Raw genomic sequence first — 19054 nt, forward strand, 5'->3', positions numbered from 1 at the left:
TTTCTTTACATATTTCTTCTATACTGTCCCCCAACTTCGAATAGGGCCGTTGTGATTTGTCCCAAAGAACAAAATTTGGAGACCTCCATCAACTTCTCGAACATGTTTTCATTATGTACTGCTGCCTTTTGGAGTTCTTCCAGTTGCTCTTCAGACTCGTCCTTATTTCTTTTGTGCAAGTTTTGAAGGGTATCAATTTGATTTAGTTTTTCTTCCTCGGTGGCTCGAATTACCTCAGCTGGTAAAATGGTAGGTGATCCTTTGGAACTCAAGAAGGTATTGACCCCAATGATTGGATACTGCCCCGTGTGCTTCAGGGTTTCGTAGTGTAGACTTTCTTCTTGAATTTTAGAACGTTGGTACATGGTCTCCATAGCTCCCAATACGCCTCCGCGTTCTGTTATTCGATCAAATTCCAATAGCACTGCCTGTTCCACCAAATCGGTAAGCTCTTCGATTATGAAGGATCCCTGCATGGGGTTTTCATTTTTGGCCAACCCCAATTCTTTATTAATGATCAACTGAATGGCCATGGCCCTTCGCACCGATTCTTCCGTTGGTGTCGTAATAGCCTCATCATAAGCGTTGGTATGCAACGAATTACAATTATCATAAATGGCATAAAGCGCTTGCAAGGTCGTTCGTATGTCATTGAAGTCTATTTCTTGTGCATGAAGGCTCCTTCCCGAAGTTTGAATATGATATTTGAGCATTTGGGCCCTTGGGTCCGCACCATATTTATCCCGAAGTGCTTTCGCCCAAATTCTGCGTGCCACCCTTCCAATCACAGCATATTCCGGGTCGACCCCATTGGAAAAGAAGAAGGACAGGTTGGGGCCAAACTTGTTGATGTCCATCCCTCTGCTTAAGTAGTATTCCACATAGGTAAATCCGTTGGAAAGCGTAAAGGCCAATTGGGTGATTGGGTTTGCGCCTGCCTCGGCAATGTGATATCCGGAAATGGAAACCGAATAAAAGTTCCGTACTTGATGATCAATAAAATATTCTTGTACATCTCCCATTAAGCGCAAAGCAAACTCTGTAGAAAATATACAAGTATTTTGGGCTTGATCTTCCTTTAAAATATCCGCTTGAACAGTTCCGCGAATCTGGTTCAAGGTGTCTTTTTTGATTTGGGCATAGGTCTCTTTAGGAAGCACCATATCCCCAGTTACCCCTAAGAGCATCAACCCCAAACCATTGTTTCCTTCCGGAAGTTTGCCGCTGTACTTGGGTTGTTTGGACTTTTTTTGCTTGAAGATGGACTTTATCTTCTTTTCAACTTCATCTTGTAGGCCGTTTTCAAGGATGTATTTTTCACAATTTTGGTCTATAGCTGAATTGAGAAAATACGCAAGCAACATAGGTGCTGGGCCATTGATGGTCATGCTCACGGAAGTCATTGGGTCGCTCAAATCAAACCCAGAGTACAATTTTTTGGCATCATCCAAACAGCAAATAGAAACCCCCGCATTTCCAATTTTGCCATAAATATCCGGGCGATGGTCAGGGTCGTTTCCATATAAGGTAACCGAATCAAATGCCGTTGAGAGTCTTTTGGCCGGCATATCCAAACTCACATAATGAAAGCGTTTATTGGTACGTTCTGGACCGCCTTCCCCAGCAAACATTCGAGTAGGATCCTCCCCTTCCCTTTTGAAGGGATATAATCCAGAGGTATACGGAAATTCACCAGGAACATTTTCCTGAAGCATCCAGCGAAGTAAATCTCCCCATGCTTGATATTTTGGTAACGCTATTTTTGGTATTTGACTATGGGAAAGGGATTCGGTATGGGTTTGTATTTGAATTTCCTTATTGCGAACTTTAAAGGCGTATATCTCATTCTTGTAACGACCTACTTTCTCGTTCCATTTCAAAAGCAATTCCCAGTTATGCGGATCAAAATCCATTTTTACCCGATCAAACTCCTTGATCAGGAGTCCTATTAGATCTTTGGATTCTTCCTCATCTGCTGCACCCAAGATTTTTTCCTCATCCAATCCCGATTTTATTAGGTAATTCAACTGATTCTCCGCGGATTCCCCATTTACCACCGAAACCAAGGTCAAGTATATACCATACAGCTTTTGCGCAATTTGAGCCTGACCATCAACCTTGGTATCATATAAACGGTTGTTCTCCGCTATTTCAGAGAGGTAGCGTGTTCGGGCGGGCGGTATAACAAAAATTTTCTCGGTCATCTCCTCCGAAACTTCCAAGTTGGAATCTAGTTGGGCGTTGGCTTTTGCAACCAGGGTGTTCATCACGACCCTATAGAGTCGATTCATGCCCGGGTCATTAAATTGGGAAGCAATGGTACCAAAAATAGGAAGGTCGTCCATGGAAGTATCCCATAGTCCATGGTTGCGCATATATTGCTTTTTCACATCCCGTAGGGCATCAAGTGCTCCTCTTTTGTCGAACTTGTTTATTGCTACAACGTCGGCAAAATCGAGCATGTCTATTTTTTCGAGCTGTGTGGCAGCACCAAACTCTGGAGTCATCACATACAACGATACATCGCTGTGCTCCAATATTTCAGTGTCCGATTGCCCAATTCCAGAGGTTTCAAGAATTATTAGGTCGTAGTTAGCAGCTTTCAAAACTTCAACCGCTTCCGCCACATGTTTGGAAAGTGCCAAGTTGGATTGGCGAGTAGCCAAGGAACGCATATACACCCTTTCATTGCTTATCGCATTCATTCGGATACGATCTCCTAGCAGGGCACCCCCGGTCTTCCTTTTGGATGGATCCACGGAAATAATACCTATATGTTTATTTGGAAAATCCTTTAGAAATCTTCGGACCAACTCATCCACCAAACTTGACTTTCCTGCACCCCCTGTGCCTGTTATACCAAGAACGGGAATATCTTTTTTGAGGGATTCCATCTGTTTTTGGTAGGCGGTAAAAAGATCCCATTTATTTTCAGCCAACGAAATGATTCTGGCTATGGTATTGGGATGCTTTTCCTTTAACAACCCACAGAGCTTTTCCTGTTGAGAGGGTTCCAAATCAGATACTTCGGAATCACATCGCTGTACCAAATCATTGATCATGCCTTGTAGGCCCATTTCGCGGCCGTCGTCAGGAGAGTATATTCGTTCGATGCCATAATCCATTAATTCTTTGATCTCCTTCGGCAGAATAACTCCACCTCCGCCACCAAAAATTTTGATGTGCCCGGCATTACGCTCTTGGAGCAAATCGTACATGTATCGAAAATACTCGTTATGCCCCCCTTGGTACGAGGTCATGGCAATGGCGTTGGCATCTTCTTGAATTGCGCAATCGACAACTTCGGCAACGCTCCTATCATGACCCAAATGAATCACTTCCACACCAGTGGCCTGAATAATTCTTCGCATGATGTTGATAGCTGCATCGTGTCCATCAAAGAGAGAGGCCGCAGTAACAATTCTGATTTTATTTTTTGGTTGGTAGGGCTTTGCTTGCTCCATTGTCAAATTTGAGTCAAAATTCGACCCGCAATTTACGGAAAACGCAACTCAAATTCGTTTTTACTTAGAATTTTATAAAAATATTAGAATGATGGACATACTTTTTCCCAATACCATAATTTTGGAAGGTGAAAATCAAGATTCATGAATCTGACCATCCTTATTCACTGCCAAGATCAATCGGGAATCATTCATAACGTAACCGGTTTTATTTCCAGGAACGAAGGGAACGTTATTTATTTGGACCAGCATGTGGACAAACAGGCTGGTGTTTTTTTTATGCGGTTGGAAAGTGAGTTCATTTCGGAAATCAATGTAGAAACCTTCAAATCTCAGTTTTCCCAGGAACTGGCCGAGAGATATGGCATGGAATGGAGTATCCACTTAGGTGGCGATAAACCCAAAATGGCCATCTTTGTTTCAAAGTACAACCATTGTTTGTATGACCTTTTGAGTAGATACCACTCTGGAGAACTCTTGGTCGACATTCCCTTTATTTTGAGCAATCACAAAGACCTTGGGAACATTGCCCAACAATTTGACATTCCCTACTATCATATCCCGGTGAACAGGGAAAACAAGGCCGAAGCAGAACAGAAGCAGCTCAAGCTTTTAAAGGAACACCAAGTAGATTTCATTGTCTTGGCTCGATACATGCAAATTGTTTCCCCACGAATCATCGATGTATTCCCCAATAAAATCATTAATATCCACCATTCTTTTTTACCCGCCTTTGCCGGTGCTAAACCTTATCACGCGGCTTTTGAAAGGGGTGTTAAAATCATTGGTGCGACAAGTCATTATGTGACTGAAGAGTTGGATGCCGGTCCCATCATTGAGCAGGATGTCACCACTGTGTCTCACACACATTCCATCAAAGATTTTTTGGCCAAAGGCAGGGATTTGGAGAAAATTGTCCTATCCAGAGCCGTGAAGCTCCATGTTACCCATAAAACGATGGTGTATAACAACAAGACGGTCATCTTCGCTTAAACTTTTCAACAATAAGCAGATTTTTAGGTAATTAAGTGTAATTTTCTTGCCTAAGAAATAGCTTTATTATGATGAAACGTTTATGGTTTGTATTGTTTTTCGTAGCAGCAGGATGTACGGAATTACAACAAGTAGTAAACCAATTGCCGCAAGGCACTGCAGAAATTGGCAATGCAGAAATTGCACAAGGACTTAGGGACGCCTTAAATCAAGGCATTGAGAAACAGGTGAACAAGTTGGCCTTAAAAGATGGTTTTTTTAAGAATGAGCTTGTCAAAATTCTCCTTCCTGAAGAATTAAAGAAGGTGGATAAGACCCTCAGGGACATTGGTCTGGGTAATTTGGCAGATGAAGGACTGCGGGTATTGAACCGTGCGGCGGAAGATGCCGTTGGTGAAGCCACTCCCATTTTTATTGATGCCGTAAAGGGGATCTCGTTTGCAGACGCCAAGCAAATTTTATTAGGAAGCGAACGGGCCGCTACGGAATATTTGGAACAATCCACAAGTACAAAACTATATGCCAAGTTTCAACCCGTTATCGAATCTTCTTTTCAGCGTGTTGGAGCGGACAAGATTTGGAATACTTTGATTACAAAATATAATAATCTTCCCTTGACCACAGACGTTAATCCCGATTTAACCGAATATGTGACCGAAGAGGCACTAGATGGGGTCTACACCATGATTGCGGTCGAGGAAAAGGAAATTAGGACCAAAGTATCCTCAAGAACGACTGATTTGTTAAGGAAAGTTTTTGCTTTGCAAGATTAGTGCTATTTTTTTGTTAACTGCACAATATCAAGCTAGTATGCCCGTTATTATTTCAACAAAACAAGGCAATTACAACAAAATCCTAAAGTTAAATTAACCTTCATATAAAGGTGAAATAGGAATTTTGTAGCGATTATCTGAGTTAGCATTTTTTTGAGTTAGTTAGTTTTAACCGGTGTTCGCACCGGTTTTTTGCTTTTAACTCACTACCTATCAATCTGTTATTTTTCTTCTCCTTTAAGGTCAAATTCCTTGACATCTGAGGTAAATTATTATCGGGAGTTACGGTTTTTAGTATTTTTTTAACATTTCACTTTTGTTAATTAACTAACTTGAAATCAGGCTAATTCATTAATCAATCAACGAATGAGACGGTCAACCTTGATCCTTGTCCTGTCTTTGTATTGCTTCTGCAATAGCATTTATTCACATTCACCTGATGAGGCAAAAGCTTCACCGGCATCTATCATTGTTTTCCAAGATTCTTTAAAATGGGCCGATTATTACTACAATATTCATCGGTACAAAAAAGCCATTCCTTTATATGAAAAGAACCTTCAAAACCCAAAAATTGAGAAAACCAGAATTCTAAAAAAATTGGCGTTGAGTGAAGCAGCCTTAAAAAAACCTCGGAAATCCACAGCCAACCTCAACCAATATCTACAACTGGAGTTCAATCCGAACTTTTTACTTAACGAAGGTTTTGACCCTATTCGGGAAACTGCAGAGTTTAAGCGAATTTCTAATCAAATTATCCCCAAAGTAACCACTTGGTCCATAGTTTACCTATTCGTATCCATTATTGGTTTTTATGTGGTCTTTCTTATCGCGTTTAACAAAAAAATCTATCCGGCATCCCGTGTTTTAATAGGACTCTTTCTTTTTATTCACTCCTTTTTCATACTACATATCAGCATTAACTCAGCACACTATTTCTTTGAGTATCCACATACCTATCTGATGTCTACCTGGGGCATTTTCCTTTATGGTCCCCTTTTGTATTTCTATCTTAAAAAGACCTCGCAGAAACACAAGTTTAAACTACTGGATTCGTTGCACCTTTTGCCCTCAGTACTTCTGATGGTTTATTTGACGAGTGAGGTGTATACGATGTCTGGAAACTCTAAGGTAATCTTGATGTTAGAGCGGATACAAAACGGGATTGGCCCACAGAATTCAGATAGACTAACACTCTTCGTTGTTTTGAAAACCATTTCGTTAACCGTTTATGGATTCTTTATTGGCAGGACCTATTTAACGAGTAAAAGAAAAAGGTTGGTAGACGATAAGGTTCTTAAATGGCAGAAAAATGTGTATCATATCCATATTTTGTACGTGCTGACATACACCGCATATGGTATTGTGATCATCAACGGCTTTTCCAATAGTTGGATTTTTGATACCTCAGCTGCGGCCATGGCCTTGATGGTTCTCTTTATGGGATATTCGGCAAATATTCAGCCGGACGTTTTCAATGGGGTATACGCTTATAAGAATAACCGACTTTTTCCCAAATATGAAAAATCCGGTCTTACGCCCAGTCTATCCGTGGAATTGAAGGAAAGTCTACTGCATTTATTTGCAGTTGAAAAAATCTACAGGGAAAACAATATCAGTTTGGACAAATTGGCGCAGCGACTGAACACCACGCGCCATAATGCCTCTCAGGTTATCAACGAACACTTCAATTTAAGCTTTCATGAGTTTGTCAACCTTTACCGCATCAAAGAAGCCAAGGAGCTTTTGCTAGACCATGAGTCAAACAAGCTGAACATCATTAACATAGCGTACGAAGTAGGCTACAATAACAAGGTTACCTTCAATAAAGCTTTTAAAAGAGATACGAATCTTACCCCTTCTGAGTATCAAAAAACAATTGTTGAAGCTTCAAGGTAAAGGGTAAATATCCAACGGCAAACGTAAACTTTGATAAGGGTTAGCGCGTGCCTATGATGACAGGGCTACTTTTACTTTAAACAGCCCACAATTAATTCTTCACAAAACTGCTTTGTCTCAAGAATTGGGTATTTTGAATTAGTCAGCAAAACATCCCTGGGCTGTTTATTTTCTTTTATAGATTCCGTCGAAAGCCACACTAACTACCTTTTCTCCTTCCAATACTTCCCAAAGTTGTCTTACGGTACCATCTTCATTATTGAACCATGTAATGCGGTTTCGTAAAGACTTGCCATCATTTTGGAATTCTTCTGAAGACAAAATCATTTTGCTATCGACATACTTTCCCCTCAATTTAAGGGCAGCACCTGTATTATCTACCCATAGCTGTTCCCATTCTTCATTCGCCTTATTATAAAAGTTAAGGCTAGTTCCGGTATAACCTGGTTGGGCACTTGTCCAGTTTTCCCTAAGCACACATCCATCCTCCTGTTTCACAATACTATTGTAACCAGCAATGCTCCCATTGGTGTTGTTGGTTACCTCCCACTCTCCTACCCAGAAATCAAAGGCTTTTTGGATTTCTGAACAGCAATTACAAGAATCATCGGTTTGTGCGCTACCCAAGAAAAAGGATGCGCAACATACTAGAAAAAGTACTTTTTTCATCGTTTGGTATTTAAGTTGTTTAGATATTGGATTACTTGTTCATTGAAAACCACTGGCTGCTCCACATTGACAACATGACCGCAATTTTCCACTACATAAAGCGTGGAGTCCATATGCGATTTTATCACTTTCTTAATGGTGGGCAAAAACAGATAGTCTTCTCCCCCCATGATGTATAAGGTGGGTATTTGGATGTCAACGGCCCTAAAAAACCGCAGCAAGGGATTTATCTCTGAGGTAAGCCTAAACCATCGGACAAATTCCTTTTGGTACAGTTTCTTTGCCTCCCTTACAAATAAGAGACGTGATTCGCGGTGATTCTTGTTGGGCATAATTATAAATGCAAAAAACTTATAAAGCCATAAATAGGGCACTATGGACTTGCAAATGATACCCAAGCGCATAAGTACCTGAGATCTAAAGTTCAATTTCATAATTGCGCCACCCATAACCATACTTTTAACGCGATGCGAGTGATTTTCAGCAAGATTTCGAATTAATATGGTACCAAGGGAAATTCCGATAAAATGTGACTGCTCTATGCCTTCATGGTCCAATACCTCAATAATATCTTCTGTTATGGAGTCGAACGTGTACTTTTCATCAAAAGCATCCTTAATGTTGGGTTTTGAATTTCCATGGCCCCTTAAATCCAACAAAAGAATATTGAAGTGCTTTTTGAAATCTCGGAGCTGTTTGTACCAGATTGAAGAACTGCCTCCCGCACCGTGAACGAAGGTCACCCAATCCGTGGAAGTTTCATGGATGTACTTGGAATAGTGTAGCAATTGTTTTTTTTTAAATGTACGTTAAATTTTTTCTAATGAAATCAGCATTTTTCCACGTTCTCAGAGGTTTTTAGGTTAAAATTTAGATAAAGTGCCTGATTTCTAGTTGTATACACCGCCGATACATAGTCCAAGTGCCACTTTCTAACGTATCTTTGGTATAACAAATCTTAAGACAATGAATAATCAGTATTGTAAGGTAGGAACGGTTACTCCTATCACCAGTGGCAACCAAGCCATTTCAATTTTGGAGTTCAGATATAGAAACTTTATCGAAAAGGCATCTGATGCCACTTACGTAAACACCAATCTTGGTGAGTTTTTCTCAAGAAAGGCGCAAGGCATCAAAAAGATTCTTGAAAACCTAGCTTAGGATTCAAATCACCTTTTCCACGTATTTTAGCATTTCCCTTTGAAGCAGTTGGGCCGCTTCCCTTGCTCCCAATGCGAAGTTTTCCCCACGGGATGCATAGATAATTCCTCTGGAAGAATTCACCAATAACCCCACCTTGTCGTTCATGGCGTGCGAACAAACCTCTTCTAAACTTCCGCCTTGTGCACCTACCCCGGGGACCAATAAAAAATGATTCGGAACCAATTTTCTCACTTCTTCGAGGTAAGAAGCTTTTGTAGCACCGACGACGTACATTAAATTTCCTGAATTTTTATACTTCGTGGAAACTTGAAGCACTTCTTTATACAACTCTTGATTTCCCAACTTTTTGGTTTGAAAATCAAAAGCACCCTTGTTGGAAGTCAATGCCAACAGGATGGTGTGCTTATCTTCAAATTCCAAAAAGGGCTCTACAGAATCCCTTCCCATGTAGGGTGCCACCGTAATCGAATCAAAATTCAAAGTGTCAAAAAAGGCCTTGGCGTATCTTGAAGCCGTGTTTCCAATATCTCCACGTTTGGCATCTGCAATGGTAAAAATTTCGGGATGATGCTCATTAAGATAGGCCATGGTACGTTCCAAGGATTTCCAACCCTTTAGTCCATAGGCTTCGTAAAACGCTATATTGGGTTTGTAGGCCACACATAAATCATGAGTGGCATCAATAATGGCCTTATTGAATTCAAAAATGGGGTCTTCATGGTCAAGCAGATGTGAAGGAATTTTTTCCATATCCGTGTCCAGTCCAATACACAAAAAGGACTTCTTCTGTTTTATCTGCTCAAAAAGAAACTGTGTGGTCATGTATTAGAAGATCTCAGAAGCTTCCTTAAGTTTTTCTGTGTTTTCGACCAACATCAACTCATCAATGATTTTTTGAACGTCACCGTTAATGATATTCTGTAGGTCATAGAGCGTGAGTCCAATCCTGTGGTCGGTCACCCTTCCCTGAGGGTAATTGTAGGTCCTGATCTTGGCAGAACGGTCCCCACTGCTCACCTGTGAATTTCGTTTTGCCGCATCCTCCTCCTGTTTTTTGGCCAATTCCAAATCGTAAAGTCGCGAACGAAGTACCTTAAAGGCTTTTTCCTTGTTTTTGTGCTGGGATTTCTGATCTTGGCACTGGGCCACAAGTCCTGTTGGAACGTGGGTCAAACGTACTGCGGAATAAGTAGTGTTTACTGATTGTCCTCCCGGTCCAGAAGAACAGAAATAGTCGATTCTAACATCCTTTGGGTCTATTTGTACGTCAAAATCCTCCGCCTCCGGAATCACCATCACGGTAGCCGCACTGGTATGTACCCTCCCCTGTGTTTCGGTTTGGGGAACCCGTTGTACACGATGCACCCCCGCTTCAAATTTTAACGTGCCATAAACATCCTCCCCAGATACTTCAAAATGAATTTCCTTAAATCCACCACTAGTACCTTCGTTAAGGTCAATAATATTGGTCTTCCAACCCTTGGATTCACAATATTTGGCGTACATCCTATACAGATCTCCAGCGAAAATACTGGCTTCGTCCCCTCCGGTTCCAGCCCTTATTTCCATGACCACATCCTTTTCATCCTCTGGGTCTTTGGGTATCAAAAGAAACTTTATCTCCTCTTCCAATTTCGGAAGCTTTTCCTTGGCTTCTTCCAACTGCATTTTGGCCATTTCGGCCATCTCAGGATCACTGCCATCGGACAATATCTCCTCTGCCTCATTGATGTTTTCGGTAAGTTCGATGTATTGGCTTCGCTTATCCACCAATACCCTAAGGTCTTTGTACTCCTTATTGAGCCTTACATATCTTTTTTGGTCAGAAATAATATCAGGTTGGATGATTAGGTCGGAAACCTCATCAAAACGTTGTTTTATAATGTTGAGCTTATCAAGCATGAATCAATCTTCGTTAGGGCTACGAATTTACAATTTTTGAATGGATTGCGTTTTAGATGAGGAAGTTCTAATTGCCCACAAATGTGGTGCCCAGCGTAACGATAAATGCATTGAGGCCATCGCTTCGGTCATATTGATTAACGCGTAAATCGATGGTCTTCAAGCCAAAGGTAAGAACCTTCGCATTGGCAAAAATATCCTTGTATTGGATTCCCAAGCCATATTGATGCGCATCATAGTTGGAAAGGTCGTAATCTGAGGTATAGAACTCAAAGGTGGACAAGGCCTCCTCTTTTGGGTAAAAGTAATCTGCTGCGGATTGATTGTAATACCTATAATTGGGAAAAATCGTGAACCTATCCGTTAATTTCACAGCGGTTTCCAAACTCGCTGTATGCGAAACAATGCCCCAATCGTCCCAATAGAAGCGATAATAGGAGCGCAAAATCAGAAAATCATTCAAAAAATAGTTCAATCTTCCACCAATCGGAAGTTTGAATCGGGAATCGGGAAGCCTTTCCACATCATCCGCCAACTGAAAATCATCAATAAAAAAGTCCTCAGCATCCCCAAAGTAAACCCTTTGGAAGGGTGTACTCAATAATCCTTCTTGCAGAACAAGATCTGTAAAAATTGCTCCCTGCAATCTCCTGCCCAAAATTTGGGAAAAATTCAAGGAAACGGAATAGGAGTTTCTGCCCTCATCCTCAAATTCTGAAAATACCGGGGCATAGGTTCCGTTACCTGTAATTCTATCATCAAAAAAGCCGCCTCGGAGCTCAATGGGGTATATGGCATTCCATTTGTCCAAAAACGCACGGGCGCCAATAGTCACTTCCGTATTTTTTTCATTGAACAATCGGGTGTAGTTCCCTCCAAAACCAAAGGAAATATAGTCGTACTCATTGGAAAAATAGGCATTTGCACTCCAAATCGTGTTTCTATCGTCCGAACTGTGCTGGTACGTGGGATTTATATAAGCAAGGAGGTCCTTTCTGGATTCTCCCGATGAAGCATCGAAAGGCGAAGTATTCAAATTGTTACCGTCCAAAGGGTTTACATTACTGGAAGATGCGGATGTATAGGCTGACAAGCCTACATCAACGGTAAGAACATCATTTTCATTCAAAGGCATTCGCAATACCAATGTGGATGTGGCATCGGTAAGTTCTTCCGTACCCTCACCACCGGTTACCGCGGCATTTTGACCATCCTGACTGTAATAACTAAAGAGCATATCAATTTCACTGGTCTCGAGCACTCTTTTGGTGTAAGAAGAATTGGTTTGCTGGGAAAACCCTTGCGCAAACATTAGAAGGAAACCTGCTTGAAAAGCCAACTTAACAGAGCCGCGGGGCGAAAGGAAACGTTTAATTACATCCACAACCGCCTCCTGTTTTGCCACCATTGGCACCTGCAGATGCCTCTCTGTATATCTGGAAATTTGTCTCAAAACGTTCAGATGCCCTTGCACCTAAAATCATCTCGGCGTCGTTTACATAAATCATGTCGTATTCCCTAACGGCAACACATGAAGTGACTGAAGTCAAAAGTAGAAGAAGTAAAACTAGTCTTGCCATGATTTAAAATTATTGATTTTTCTCAAAAACGATTCCTGAGCTTTTATGAATTTTATTTTCAGAATCAACCACTACAGCCTCCACCCCATCTATCTGATTGACCATGTGAATGCCACTATCCTTGCCCATGATAAAAACAGCTGTGGCCATGGCATCGCATAGTTCGGCATATTTGGCAAATATGGAAACACTATTGATTCCAGTGGTAGGATACCCCGTTCTAGGGTCAATGATATGGGAATATTTTTTGTCGTTGAACATGATGTATTTCTCATAATTGCCAGAAGTAGCAACAGAGGACTCAACAACAGGAAGCCAACTGAAAACCTTGTCCTTGCTTAGGGGATTGGCAATGCCGACGAGCCATTTTTCCCCTGTGGTCTTGGTTCCCCAGGTGGTAAGATCCCCAGAAGCATTTATGATTCCGGCCTTTACCTGTTTTGCCATTAAAAGTTCCTTGGCCTTATCCGCAGCATAGCCTTTTCCAATGGCACCAAATCCAATGCGCATTCCCTGCTCTGGCAAAAAAACGGTTTGGTCTTTCTCATTTAGAACAATCTTCTGAAAGCCTATTTTAGAAATTGAACGTTCAATCTCGGAAGGTGCGGGCATTCGATCCATACTTCCATCAAATTTCCAAACCTTATCCAATGAGGCATAGGTTATATCAAATGCGCCATCGGTAATTTCTGAAATTTTAATCGCGCGCTCAATCAGATTGTAAAGCTCAGGGCATACTTTTACTGGCTGAATCCCAGCATTTTTATTGATTAAGCTAGTTTCCGATGTTTCATCCCAAGAAGAAATGATTTTCTCTATGCGTTTGATTTCAGAAACGGCTTCGTCGATATTAATATAGCCGATATCCTCATTTGGTGCTACCACGGTAATCTCGAACCGTGTGCCCATCAATTTCATGGTCTTGCGAACCGTTACGTCCTTACGTGCTTGCCCCTTGACCAGCATACAGGATAAGCTGAAAAAAAGGAGCAGGAAGATTCTCATTTTACGAAACCATTCAATAAGGAAATATATTCTTGAGGTGACTTTTTGGTATCAAAACCAGTTTTGCCCAAGAGGGATTCTTGTTGGTCCAACACTACAACTAGTGGAAAAAAGCCTCTCGGATTAAACTTTTCAGCCAGTGATTTGTTGGCATTTAATTTATCCGTCGGAAGTTGATTTTTCTTCTTTCTTGGAAAATCGGCATTGTACAGCACGAAATTTTCAGAAGCATAGTTTTTGAAGTCCTCTGAATCCAAAATTCGTTTTTTAAATCGAATGCACGGGCCGCACCAATCAGAACCAGAGAAGACGACCACAATGGGCTTTTCTTCCGCGTTTGCATTAGCCAACGCATCTTCAAAATTGTCCTGCCAAAGTTGAGCCTGGACCATTCCACTCAAAAGAAAAAAGAAAACAAGAGCTATTGATTTCATAGAAAATTTCATTTATTCAAACACTCTGACGGTATCTCCGTTGACTTCCGTATTGAAAATCCTTAGAGGATTGTCGGTAATGGAATTCAGGGGAGTACCTGCTTGGCTGAATCGCGCCCCATGGGTGGAACATCTAAAAATCCCTCCATCCTCAGACAAAAAGCGGACCCCTTCGGTTTGTTGATGACTACAAATCTGACTGGCAGCCACAATATCACCCTCCAAATTTCGGGCCACAACAATATCGGTGTAGGTGAAATCCTGATTTGATTTAGCCAAAATAAAGCCTCCATTGCTTGCCAAAGGGGCAGCTTCTGGAGAGGTCAGGTCAATTGTAAAATCAACTCCGTCGGGTTCGGGAAATTGCTCCAGGTCTTCAGAATCACTGGAACATCCATGTAAGCAGGGAAAAGTCAGAGCGAAAGCAGCGCCAGCGCCAAGACTTTTGAGAAAATCTTTTCTTTCCATAGCGTAAAAATGAGGTTTACTAAAAAGAACGCAAAATTCGGGCAAATCGTATCCTAGTAGACAAACTTACCGTACTCACTTTCGATGGTCAATTTTCTGAGGTCACTTTCCTCTACCCTTCCAATGATTTGGGCATCCACATGAAAACTTTGGGATATAGCGATAAGGTCTTGTACAATGTTCGCATCAACGTACAATTCCAAACGATGGCCGCAGTTAAAAACTTGGTACATTTCTTTCCAATCGGTACCGGATTGTTCCTGAATCAATTTGAAGAGCGGTGGTACAGGAAAAAGATTGTCCTTCACTACGTGCAAAGCATCAATAAAATGTAGAATTTTGGTTTGTGCCCCTCCACTGCAGTGTACCATGCCATGAATTTGTTCCGACGAATATTTTGCCAGCATTTCTTTGATAATCGGTGCGTACGTACGGGTGGGAGAAAGTACCAGTTTACCGGCATCAATTGGAGCGTCAGGAACCTTATCGGTCAACTTTGAACTACCTGAATAGACCAATTCACCAGGCACCGATGGGTCAAAACTTTCAGGATATTTTTTAGCTAGGTACTTACCAAAAACATCATGACGGGCAGAGGTAAGTCCATTGCTTCCCATACCCCCATTATATTCCGTTTCATAAGTCGCTTGACCAAAGGAAGACAGTCCCACAATGACATCACCAGCTTTAATATTGGCATTGTCGATAACGTTCTTACGCTTCAAACGTGCAGTGACCGTTGAGTCGACAATAATGGTTCTGACCAAATCTCCTACATCCGCGGTTTCTCCCCCGGTAGAATGAATGATTACCCCATGGTCCCTTAAATCGGAGATCAATTCTTCGGTTCCATTGATTATGGCTGAAATAACTTCTCCAGGGATTAGATTTTTGTTTCGACCTATGGTGGATGACAGCATAATATTATCGACCGCTCCAACGCAAATCAAATCGTCGATATTCATAATAAGGGCATCCTGGGCAATCCCTTTCCAAACCGAAAGGTCCCCTGTCTCTTTCCAATACATGTAAGCCAAGGAAGACTTTGTTCCGGCGCCATCGGCATGCATCACTAAACAGTAATCCTCATCTCCTGTTAGATAATCTGGAACTATTTTGCAAAAAGCCTTTGGAAATAGACCTTTATCGATGTTCTTAATGGCATTGTGGACGTCTTCCTTGGAGGCCGACACTCCACGTTGAGCATACCTTTTACTGTTTTCTGAGGACATAAATCAGGTTTGGACAAAAATAGATAAAGACTGTAATTTAACTTCGCTTGTAGCTATCTATTTGCTAAAAAGCAACTCGCTGTATTTTACAAAAGGCCATAAATCATCAGCAATCAACTTTTCCAATTTATCTGATTGTTCCCTGATGGTTTCAAAATAGGGCTTAACATTGTTGCAGTAGGCCTGAGCCTTTTTGTTCGTTGTGGACAAGGCATTGGCCCGTTTTCGTGCCGCTGTCATTTCTTCCGTCAACTTTCGAATCTCTGCCATATGGGTGCCAATTTGCTCTAGAAGGTTCAATTGGGTCTCGGCCACTTTCTTATGCGCTGCTCCGTACACCTCCTTAAGACCTCTCACATTTTCCAATAATAAATTCTGATATCGCACTGCCGCTGGCAAAATATGATTATAAACCATTTCTCCCAGTACTCTGCCCTCAATCTGCACATGAAAAATATAGGCCTCCAGTTCCACTTCTTGATGCGCCTTTAATTCAACCTCACTCATAACATCGGTGTCCTTAAACAGGGCTATACTTTCTTTTGATGTCAAAACTTGAAGGGCTTCCGGAGTATTTTTGTTATTGCTCAGTTTGCGACGCTTCGCTTCTTCCTGCCACTCGCGGCCATAGCCATCACCATCAAAACGTATTCTTTTTGAAGTTTTGATATATTCTCGAAGGACATTGAATACGGCCTCATCTTTTTTGAGGTTCTTTTTCTGAATCAGCGCATCCACTTCTTTTTTGAATTCCGTAAGCTGTTTGGCAACGATGGTATTCAAAATAGTCATGGGCTTGGCGCAATTGGTTTTTGCACCCACGCCTCGCATTTCAAACTTATTACCAGTGAAAGCAAAGGGAGAGGTCCTATTGCGGTCTGTATTGTCCAACAGAATTTCTGGAATCTTACCTACAACATTCAATTTGAGTTCTGTTTTTTCCTGGGGGGAGAGTTTTCCCTTCGAAACGCCTTCCAGCTCATCCAAAACATCGGTCAATTGTTTTCCGACAAAAATGGATAGGATGGCCGGTGGAGCTTCGTTACCGCCCAACCGATAATCGTTGCTTGCCGAAGCAATGGAAGAACGCAGTAATTCTTCGTAAGTATCCACAGCCTTTATCGTATTGACAAAAAAGGTTAAAAACTGTAGGTTTTTCATGGGGGTTGTTCCCGGACTCAAAAGATTGACCCCTGTATCTGTCGCCAAAGACCAGTTATTGTGTTTACCTGAGCCATTTATTCCAGCAAATGGCTTTTCATGGAACAAGACTACAAAGTTGTGTCGGTCGGCTATCACCTCCATCACATCCATGAGCAGTAAATTGTGATCTACTGAAAGGTTGGCCTCTTCGTGCATGGGGGCAAGCTCGAACTGATTGGGAGCTACTTCGTTATGTCTGGTTTTCACTGGAATTCCCATCTTGATGCACTCTTTTTCCAACTCGCTCATAAAACTGAGCACCCTATTGGGTATGACTCCAAAATAATGGTCATCCAATTGTTGCCCTTTTGCTGCAGCACTCCCCACCAAGGTTCTTCCCGCCATTGTGATATCCAAACGGGATTTCGCCAATGCTTTATCAATTAGGAAATATTCTTGCTCCCAACCCAAGGTGGCATAGACCTTACGAACGTTTTTGTCAAAATATTGTGCCACTCCCGTTGCAGCCTCATCTACAGCGTGTAATGCTCTTAAAAGAGGGGCCTTGTTATCCAGGGCTTCGCCTGTGTAAGCCACAAAAATTGTTGGGATACACAAGGTAGTTTTATATATAAAAGCGGGAGAAGTTGGATCCCAAGCTGTGTATCCCCTAGCCTCAAAAGTATTTCTAATTCCTCCACTTGGAAAACTGGATGCATCAGGTTCTTGTTGAACCAGTTGAGCACCTCCAAACTTTTCCATGGCACGCCCATCTGGAGTTAGGGCAAAAAAAGCATCATGCTTTTCTGCTGTGGACCCTGTTAACGGTTGAAACCAGTGGGTATAATGGGTAGCTCCCATGGAAAGGGCCCAAGCCTTCATCCCCTCGGCCACTTGGTCCGCAATTTTTCTATCAATCTTAGTGCCTTGGAAGATGGCTGATTTTACCTTATCAAATGCCTCGGTAGTCAAAAACTGAAGCATTTTTTCCTCATTGAAGACGTTTTTGCCAAAAAGCTCCGATCGTTTACCGGAAGATTCAATATCCTTTTGGGTTCTTTTCCGACTCTCTTGAAGTGCCTCAAATCTCATCATAGATGTCATTATTGGTTAGGGACAACAAAGCTACAATTAACAATTTAATAATAAAGGGGGCAAATATTACTTTTTTTTCAATCAACCCTTCAAAAAATAGGGGTAAAAGAAAATATTGATGACACTATGTTAATTTACCCCTTCAAAATGAATATTATCAAAGTAAAAATATATTTTTGTCAATCATAAATTTGAGAACAAATAACTACCGGAATTATGAGCAAATCTAAATTAGAGTACATCTGGTTGGATGGATATGTGCCAACCGCAAACTTGAGAAGTAAAACAAAGGTTGAAAAAGATTTTAGCGGTAAGTTGGAAGACTGCCCAGTGTGGTCTTTTGATGGAAGCTCCACACAACAAGCAGAGGGAGGTTCGTCAGACTGTCTATTGAAGCCAGTTGCCATTTATCCAGATCCAGCAAGAAAGGATGGCTATTTGGTAATGGCTGAAGTGTTGAATGCTGATGGCTCGGCCCACGCTTCAAACTCCAGAGCTACCATTGACGATGAAAATGACGATTTCTGGTTCGGTTTTGAGCAGGAATACTTTATTATGGATACCGAAACCCAACTTCCCCTTGGTTTCCCTGTAGGTGGATATCCTGGACCCCAAGGTCTTTACTACTGCTCTGTTGGTGGTAAAAACACACATGGAAGGGATTTGGTTGAGCGTCATGCTGACATGTGCCTTGAAGCCGGCCTTAATTTCGAAGGAATCAACCAAGAGGTTGCTTGTGGACAGTGGGAATTCCAAATTTTTGCAAAAGGTGCCAAGAATGCAGGAGACCAAATTTGGGTAGCCCGCTATTTATTGGATCGTTTGACAGAAGAGTATGGTTTTTATATTGACTATCACCCAAAACCGATCAAAGGGGATTGGAATGGTTCTGGTATGCACGCCAACTTCTCGAACAGTACATTGAGAACTGCGGGGAACAAAGAAACCTATGACAAAATATGTGAAGCCTTCAGACCAGTAACGGCTGAGCACATTGCGGTTTATGGGGAGTTTAATGACCAGCGTTTGACCGGTTTGCACGAAACGCAATCCATCCATGAGTTTAGCTACGGGGTTTCCGATAGAGGTGCTTCAATCCGTATTCCTATTGCCACGGTTGAAAGTGGTTGGAAAGGTTGGCTGGAAGATAGAAGACCTGCTTCCAACGCGGACCCATACAGGGTAGCCGCTCGAATCATCCAGACGGTTAAGTCAGCGGATGCGTAAAGAATAAAT

Annotated in this window: 17 protein-coding genes; 5 read left to right on the forward strand and 12 right to left on the reverse strand. The window is 41.7% G+C overall.

The window, feature by feature from the left end; translation table 11 throughout:
* Positions 1-5: 5 nt before the first annotated feature.
* Positions 6-3464 (reverse strand): methylmalonyl-CoA mutase family protein, encoded by a 3459-nt coding sequence (locus EW142_RS06575; RefSeq protein WP_130611394.1) that lies wholly within the window; start codon positions 3462-3464, stop codon positions 6-8.
* A 144-nt stretch (positions 3465-3608) separates the two neighbouring features.
* Here EW142_RS06575 and purU point away from each other — a divergent pair, with 144 nt between their 5' ends.
* The 3 genes from purU to EW142_RS06590 all read left to right on the forward strand — a co-directional run bounded on the left by purU (position 3609) and on the right by EW142_RS06590 (position 7126).
* Positions 3609-4457: a formyltetrahydrofolate deformylase gene (gene purU / locus EW142_RS06580; protein WP_130611397.1), complete on the forward strand. Its 849-nt coding sequence runs from the start codon at positions 3609-3611 to the stop codon at positions 4455-4457.
* A 68-nt stretch (positions 4458-4525) separates the two neighbouring features.
* On the forward strand, positions 4526-5230 hold the full coding sequence (locus EW142_RS06585) for a DUF4197 domain-containing protein (protein ID WP_130611400.1): 705 nt from the start codon (positions 4526-4528) through the stop codon (positions 5228-5230).
* A gap of 366 nt (positions 5231-5596) precedes the next feature.
* A complete protein-coding gene (locus EW142_RS06590) occupies positions 5597-7126 on the forward strand; it encodes a helix-turn-helix domain-containing protein (protein ID WP_130611403.1) in 1530 nt (509 codons plus the stop codon).
* Positions 7127-7291: 165 nt separating this feature from the next.
* Here EW142_RS06590 and EW142_RS06595 read toward each other — a convergent pair whose 3' ends face one another.
* Positions 7292-7795: a hypothetical protein gene (locus EW142_RS06595; RefSeq protein WP_130611406.1), complete on the reverse strand. Its 504-nt coding sequence runs from the start codon at positions 7793-7795 to the stop codon at positions 7292-7294.
* Positions 7792-8583, reverse strand: coding sequence for an alpha/beta fold hydrolase (locus tag EW142_RS06600; protein ID WP_130611409.1), 792 nt, complete (start codon positions 8581-8583; stop codon positions 7792-7794). The genes EW142_RS06595 and EW142_RS06600 overlap by 4 nt, the downstream gene beginning before the upstream one ends.
* Positions 8584-8761: 178 nt before the next feature.
* On the opposite strand from EW142_RS06600, the gene EW142_RS06605 reads away from it, so the two are divergent.
* Positions 8762-8956: a hypothetical protein gene (locus EW142_RS06605; protein WP_130611412.1), complete on the forward strand. Its 195-nt coding sequence runs from the start codon at positions 8762-8764 to the stop codon at positions 8954-8956.
* 3 nt (positions 8957-8959) lie between these two features.
* Here EW142_RS06605 and pyrF read toward each other — a convergent pair whose 3' ends face one another.
* From pyrF to EW142_RS06650, 9 genes are all read right to left on the reverse strand, one after another.
* Positions 8960-9781, reverse strand: coding sequence for an orotidine-5'-phosphate decarboxylase (gene pyrF / locus EW142_RS06610; protein WP_130611415.1), 822 nt, complete (start codon positions 9779-9781; stop codon positions 8960-8962).
* 3 nt (positions 9782-9784) lie between these two features.
* Positions 9785-10861 (reverse strand): peptide chain release factor 1, encoded by a 1077-nt coding sequence (prfA, locus tag EW142_RS06615; RefSeq protein ID WP_130611417.1) that lies wholly within the window; start codon positions 10859-10861, stop codon positions 9785-9787.
* Positions 10862-10928: 67 nt separating this feature from the next.
* Positions 10929-12173, reverse strand: coding sequence for a DUF3570 domain-containing protein (locus EW142_RS06620; RefSeq protein WP_165395245.1), 1245 nt, complete (start codon positions 12171-12173; stop codon positions 10929-10931).
* A 58-nt stretch (positions 12174-12231) separates the two neighbouring features.
* Positions 12232-12441, reverse strand: a complete 210-nt coding sequence (locus EW142_RS06625; RefSeq protein WP_130611423.1) for a DUF4266 domain-containing protein — start codon at positions 12439-12441, stop codon at positions 12232-12234.
* A 9-nt stretch (positions 12442-12450) separates the two neighbouring features.
* Positions 12451-13446, reverse strand: a complete 996-nt coding sequence (locus EW142_RS06630; protein WP_130611426.1) for an FAD:protein FMN transferase — start codon at positions 13444-13446, stop codon at positions 12451-12453.
* Complete coding sequence (locus tag EW142_RS06635) at positions 13443-13880, reverse strand: thioredoxin family protein (protein WP_130611429.1); 438 nt, start codon at positions 13878-13880, stop codon at positions 13443-13445. Before EW142_RS06635 ends, EW142_RS06630 begins: the two co-directional genes overlap by 4 nt.
* A 12-nt stretch (positions 13881-13892) precedes the next feature.
* The gene (locus tag EW142_RS06640; protein ID WP_130611432.1) at positions 13893-14348 is read right to left on the reverse strand and encodes a QcrA and Rieske domain-containing protein; all 456 of its coding nucleotides are present in this window, start codon (positions 14346-14348) and stop codon (positions 13893-13895) included.
* 53 nt (positions 14349-14401) lie between these two features.
* Positions 14402-15580 carry an AIR synthase related protein gene (locus tag EW142_RS06645; RefSeq protein WP_130611435.1) on the reverse strand — a complete coding sequence of 393 codons (1179 nt, stop codon included), beginning with the start codon at positions 15578-15580 and terminating at the stop codon, positions 14402-14404.
* Positions 15581-15637: 57 nt separating this feature from the next.
* Positions 15638-17815 carry a glutamine synthetase III family protein gene (locus EW142_RS06650; protein ID WP_130612517.1) on the reverse strand — a complete coding sequence of 726 codons (2178 nt, stop codon included), beginning with the start codon at positions 17813-17815 and terminating at the stop codon, positions 15638-15640.
* Between the two features lie 219 nt (positions 17816-18034).
* Here EW142_RS06650 and EW142_RS06655 point away from each other — a divergent pair, with 219 nt between their 5' ends.
* Positions 18035-19045 (forward strand): glutamine synthetase beta-grasp domain-containing protein, encoded by a 1011-nt coding sequence (locus EW142_RS06655; RefSeq protein WP_130611438.1) that lies wholly within the window; start codon positions 18035-18037, stop codon positions 19043-19045.
* Positions 19046-19054 lie beyond the last annotated feature (9 nt).

It is taken from the genome of Flagellimonas allohymeniacidonis (assembly GCF_004296335.1).
Taxonomy (GTDB): domain Bacteria; phylum Bacteroidota; class Bacteroidia; order Flavobacteriales; family Flavobacteriaceae; genus Flagellimonas; species Flagellimonas allohymeniacidonis.

Excerpts from the sequence above, each read along its gene's own strand:
- EW142_RS06625 (WP_130611423.1), bottom strand. The coding sequence starts at position 12,441 with ATGGCAAGACTAGTTTTACTTCTTCTACTTTTGACTTCAGTCACTTCA.
- EW142_RS06595 (WP_130611406.1), bottom strand. The coding sequence starts at position 7,795 with ATGAAAAAAGTACTTTTTCTAGTATGTTGCGCATCCTTTTTCTTGGGT.
- EW142_RS06590 (WP_130611403.1), top strand. The coding sequence starts at position 5,597 with ATGAGACGGTCAACCTTGATCCTTGTCCTGTCTTTGTATTGCTTCTGC.
- EW142_RS06650 (WP_130612517.1), bottom strand. The coding sequence starts at position 17,815 with ATGAGATTTGAGGCACTTCAAGAGAGTCGGAAAAGAACCCAAAAGGAT.
- EW142_RS06655 (WP_130611438.1), top strand. The coding sequence starts at position 18,035 with ATGAGCAAATCTAAATTAGAGTACATCTGGTTGGATGGATATGTGCCA.
- EW142_RS06605 (WP_130611412.1), top strand. The coding sequence starts at position 8,762 with ATGAATAATCAGTATTGTAAGGTAGGAACGGTTACTCCTATCACCAGT.
- EW142_RS06630 (WP_130611426.1), bottom strand. The coding sequence starts at position 13,446 with ATGAGAATCTTCCTGCTCCTTTTTTTCAGCTTATCCTGTATGCTGGTC.
- purU (WP_130611397.1), top strand. The coding sequence starts at position 3,609 with ATGAATCTGACCATCCTTATTCACTGCCAAGATCAATCGGGAATCATT.
- prfA (WP_130611417.1), bottom strand. The coding sequence starts at position 10,861 with ATGCTTGATAAGCTCAACATTATAAAACAACGTTTTGATGAGGTTTCC.
- EW142_RS06620 (WP_165395245.1), bottom strand. The coding sequence starts at position 12,173 with ATGTTTGCGCAAGGGTTTTCCCAGCAAACCAATTCTTCTTACACCAAA.
- pyrF (WP_130611415.1), bottom strand. The coding sequence starts at position 9,781 with ATGACCACACAGTTTCTTTTTGAGCAGATAAAACAGAAGAAGTCCTTT.
- EW142_RS06645 (WP_130611435.1), bottom strand. The coding sequence starts at position 15,580 with ATGTCCTCAGAAAACAGTAAAAGGTATGCTCAACGTGGAGTGTCGGCC.
- EW142_RS06640 (WP_130611432.1), bottom strand. The coding sequence starts at position 14,348 with ATGGAAAGAAAAGATTTTCTCAAAAGTCTTGGCGCTGGCGCTGCTTTC.
- EW142_RS06575 (WP_130611394.1), bottom strand. The coding sequence starts at position 3,464 with ATGGAGCAAGCAAAGCCCTACCAACCAAAAAATAAAATCAGAATTGTT.
- EW142_RS06585 (WP_130611400.1), top strand. The coding sequence starts at position 4,526 with ATGATGAAACGTTTATGGTTTGTATTGTTTTTCGTAGCAGCAGGATGT.
- EW142_RS06635 (WP_130611429.1), bottom strand. The coding sequence starts at position 13,880 with ATGAAATCAATAGCTCTTGTTTTCTTTTTTCTTTTGAGTGGAATGGTC.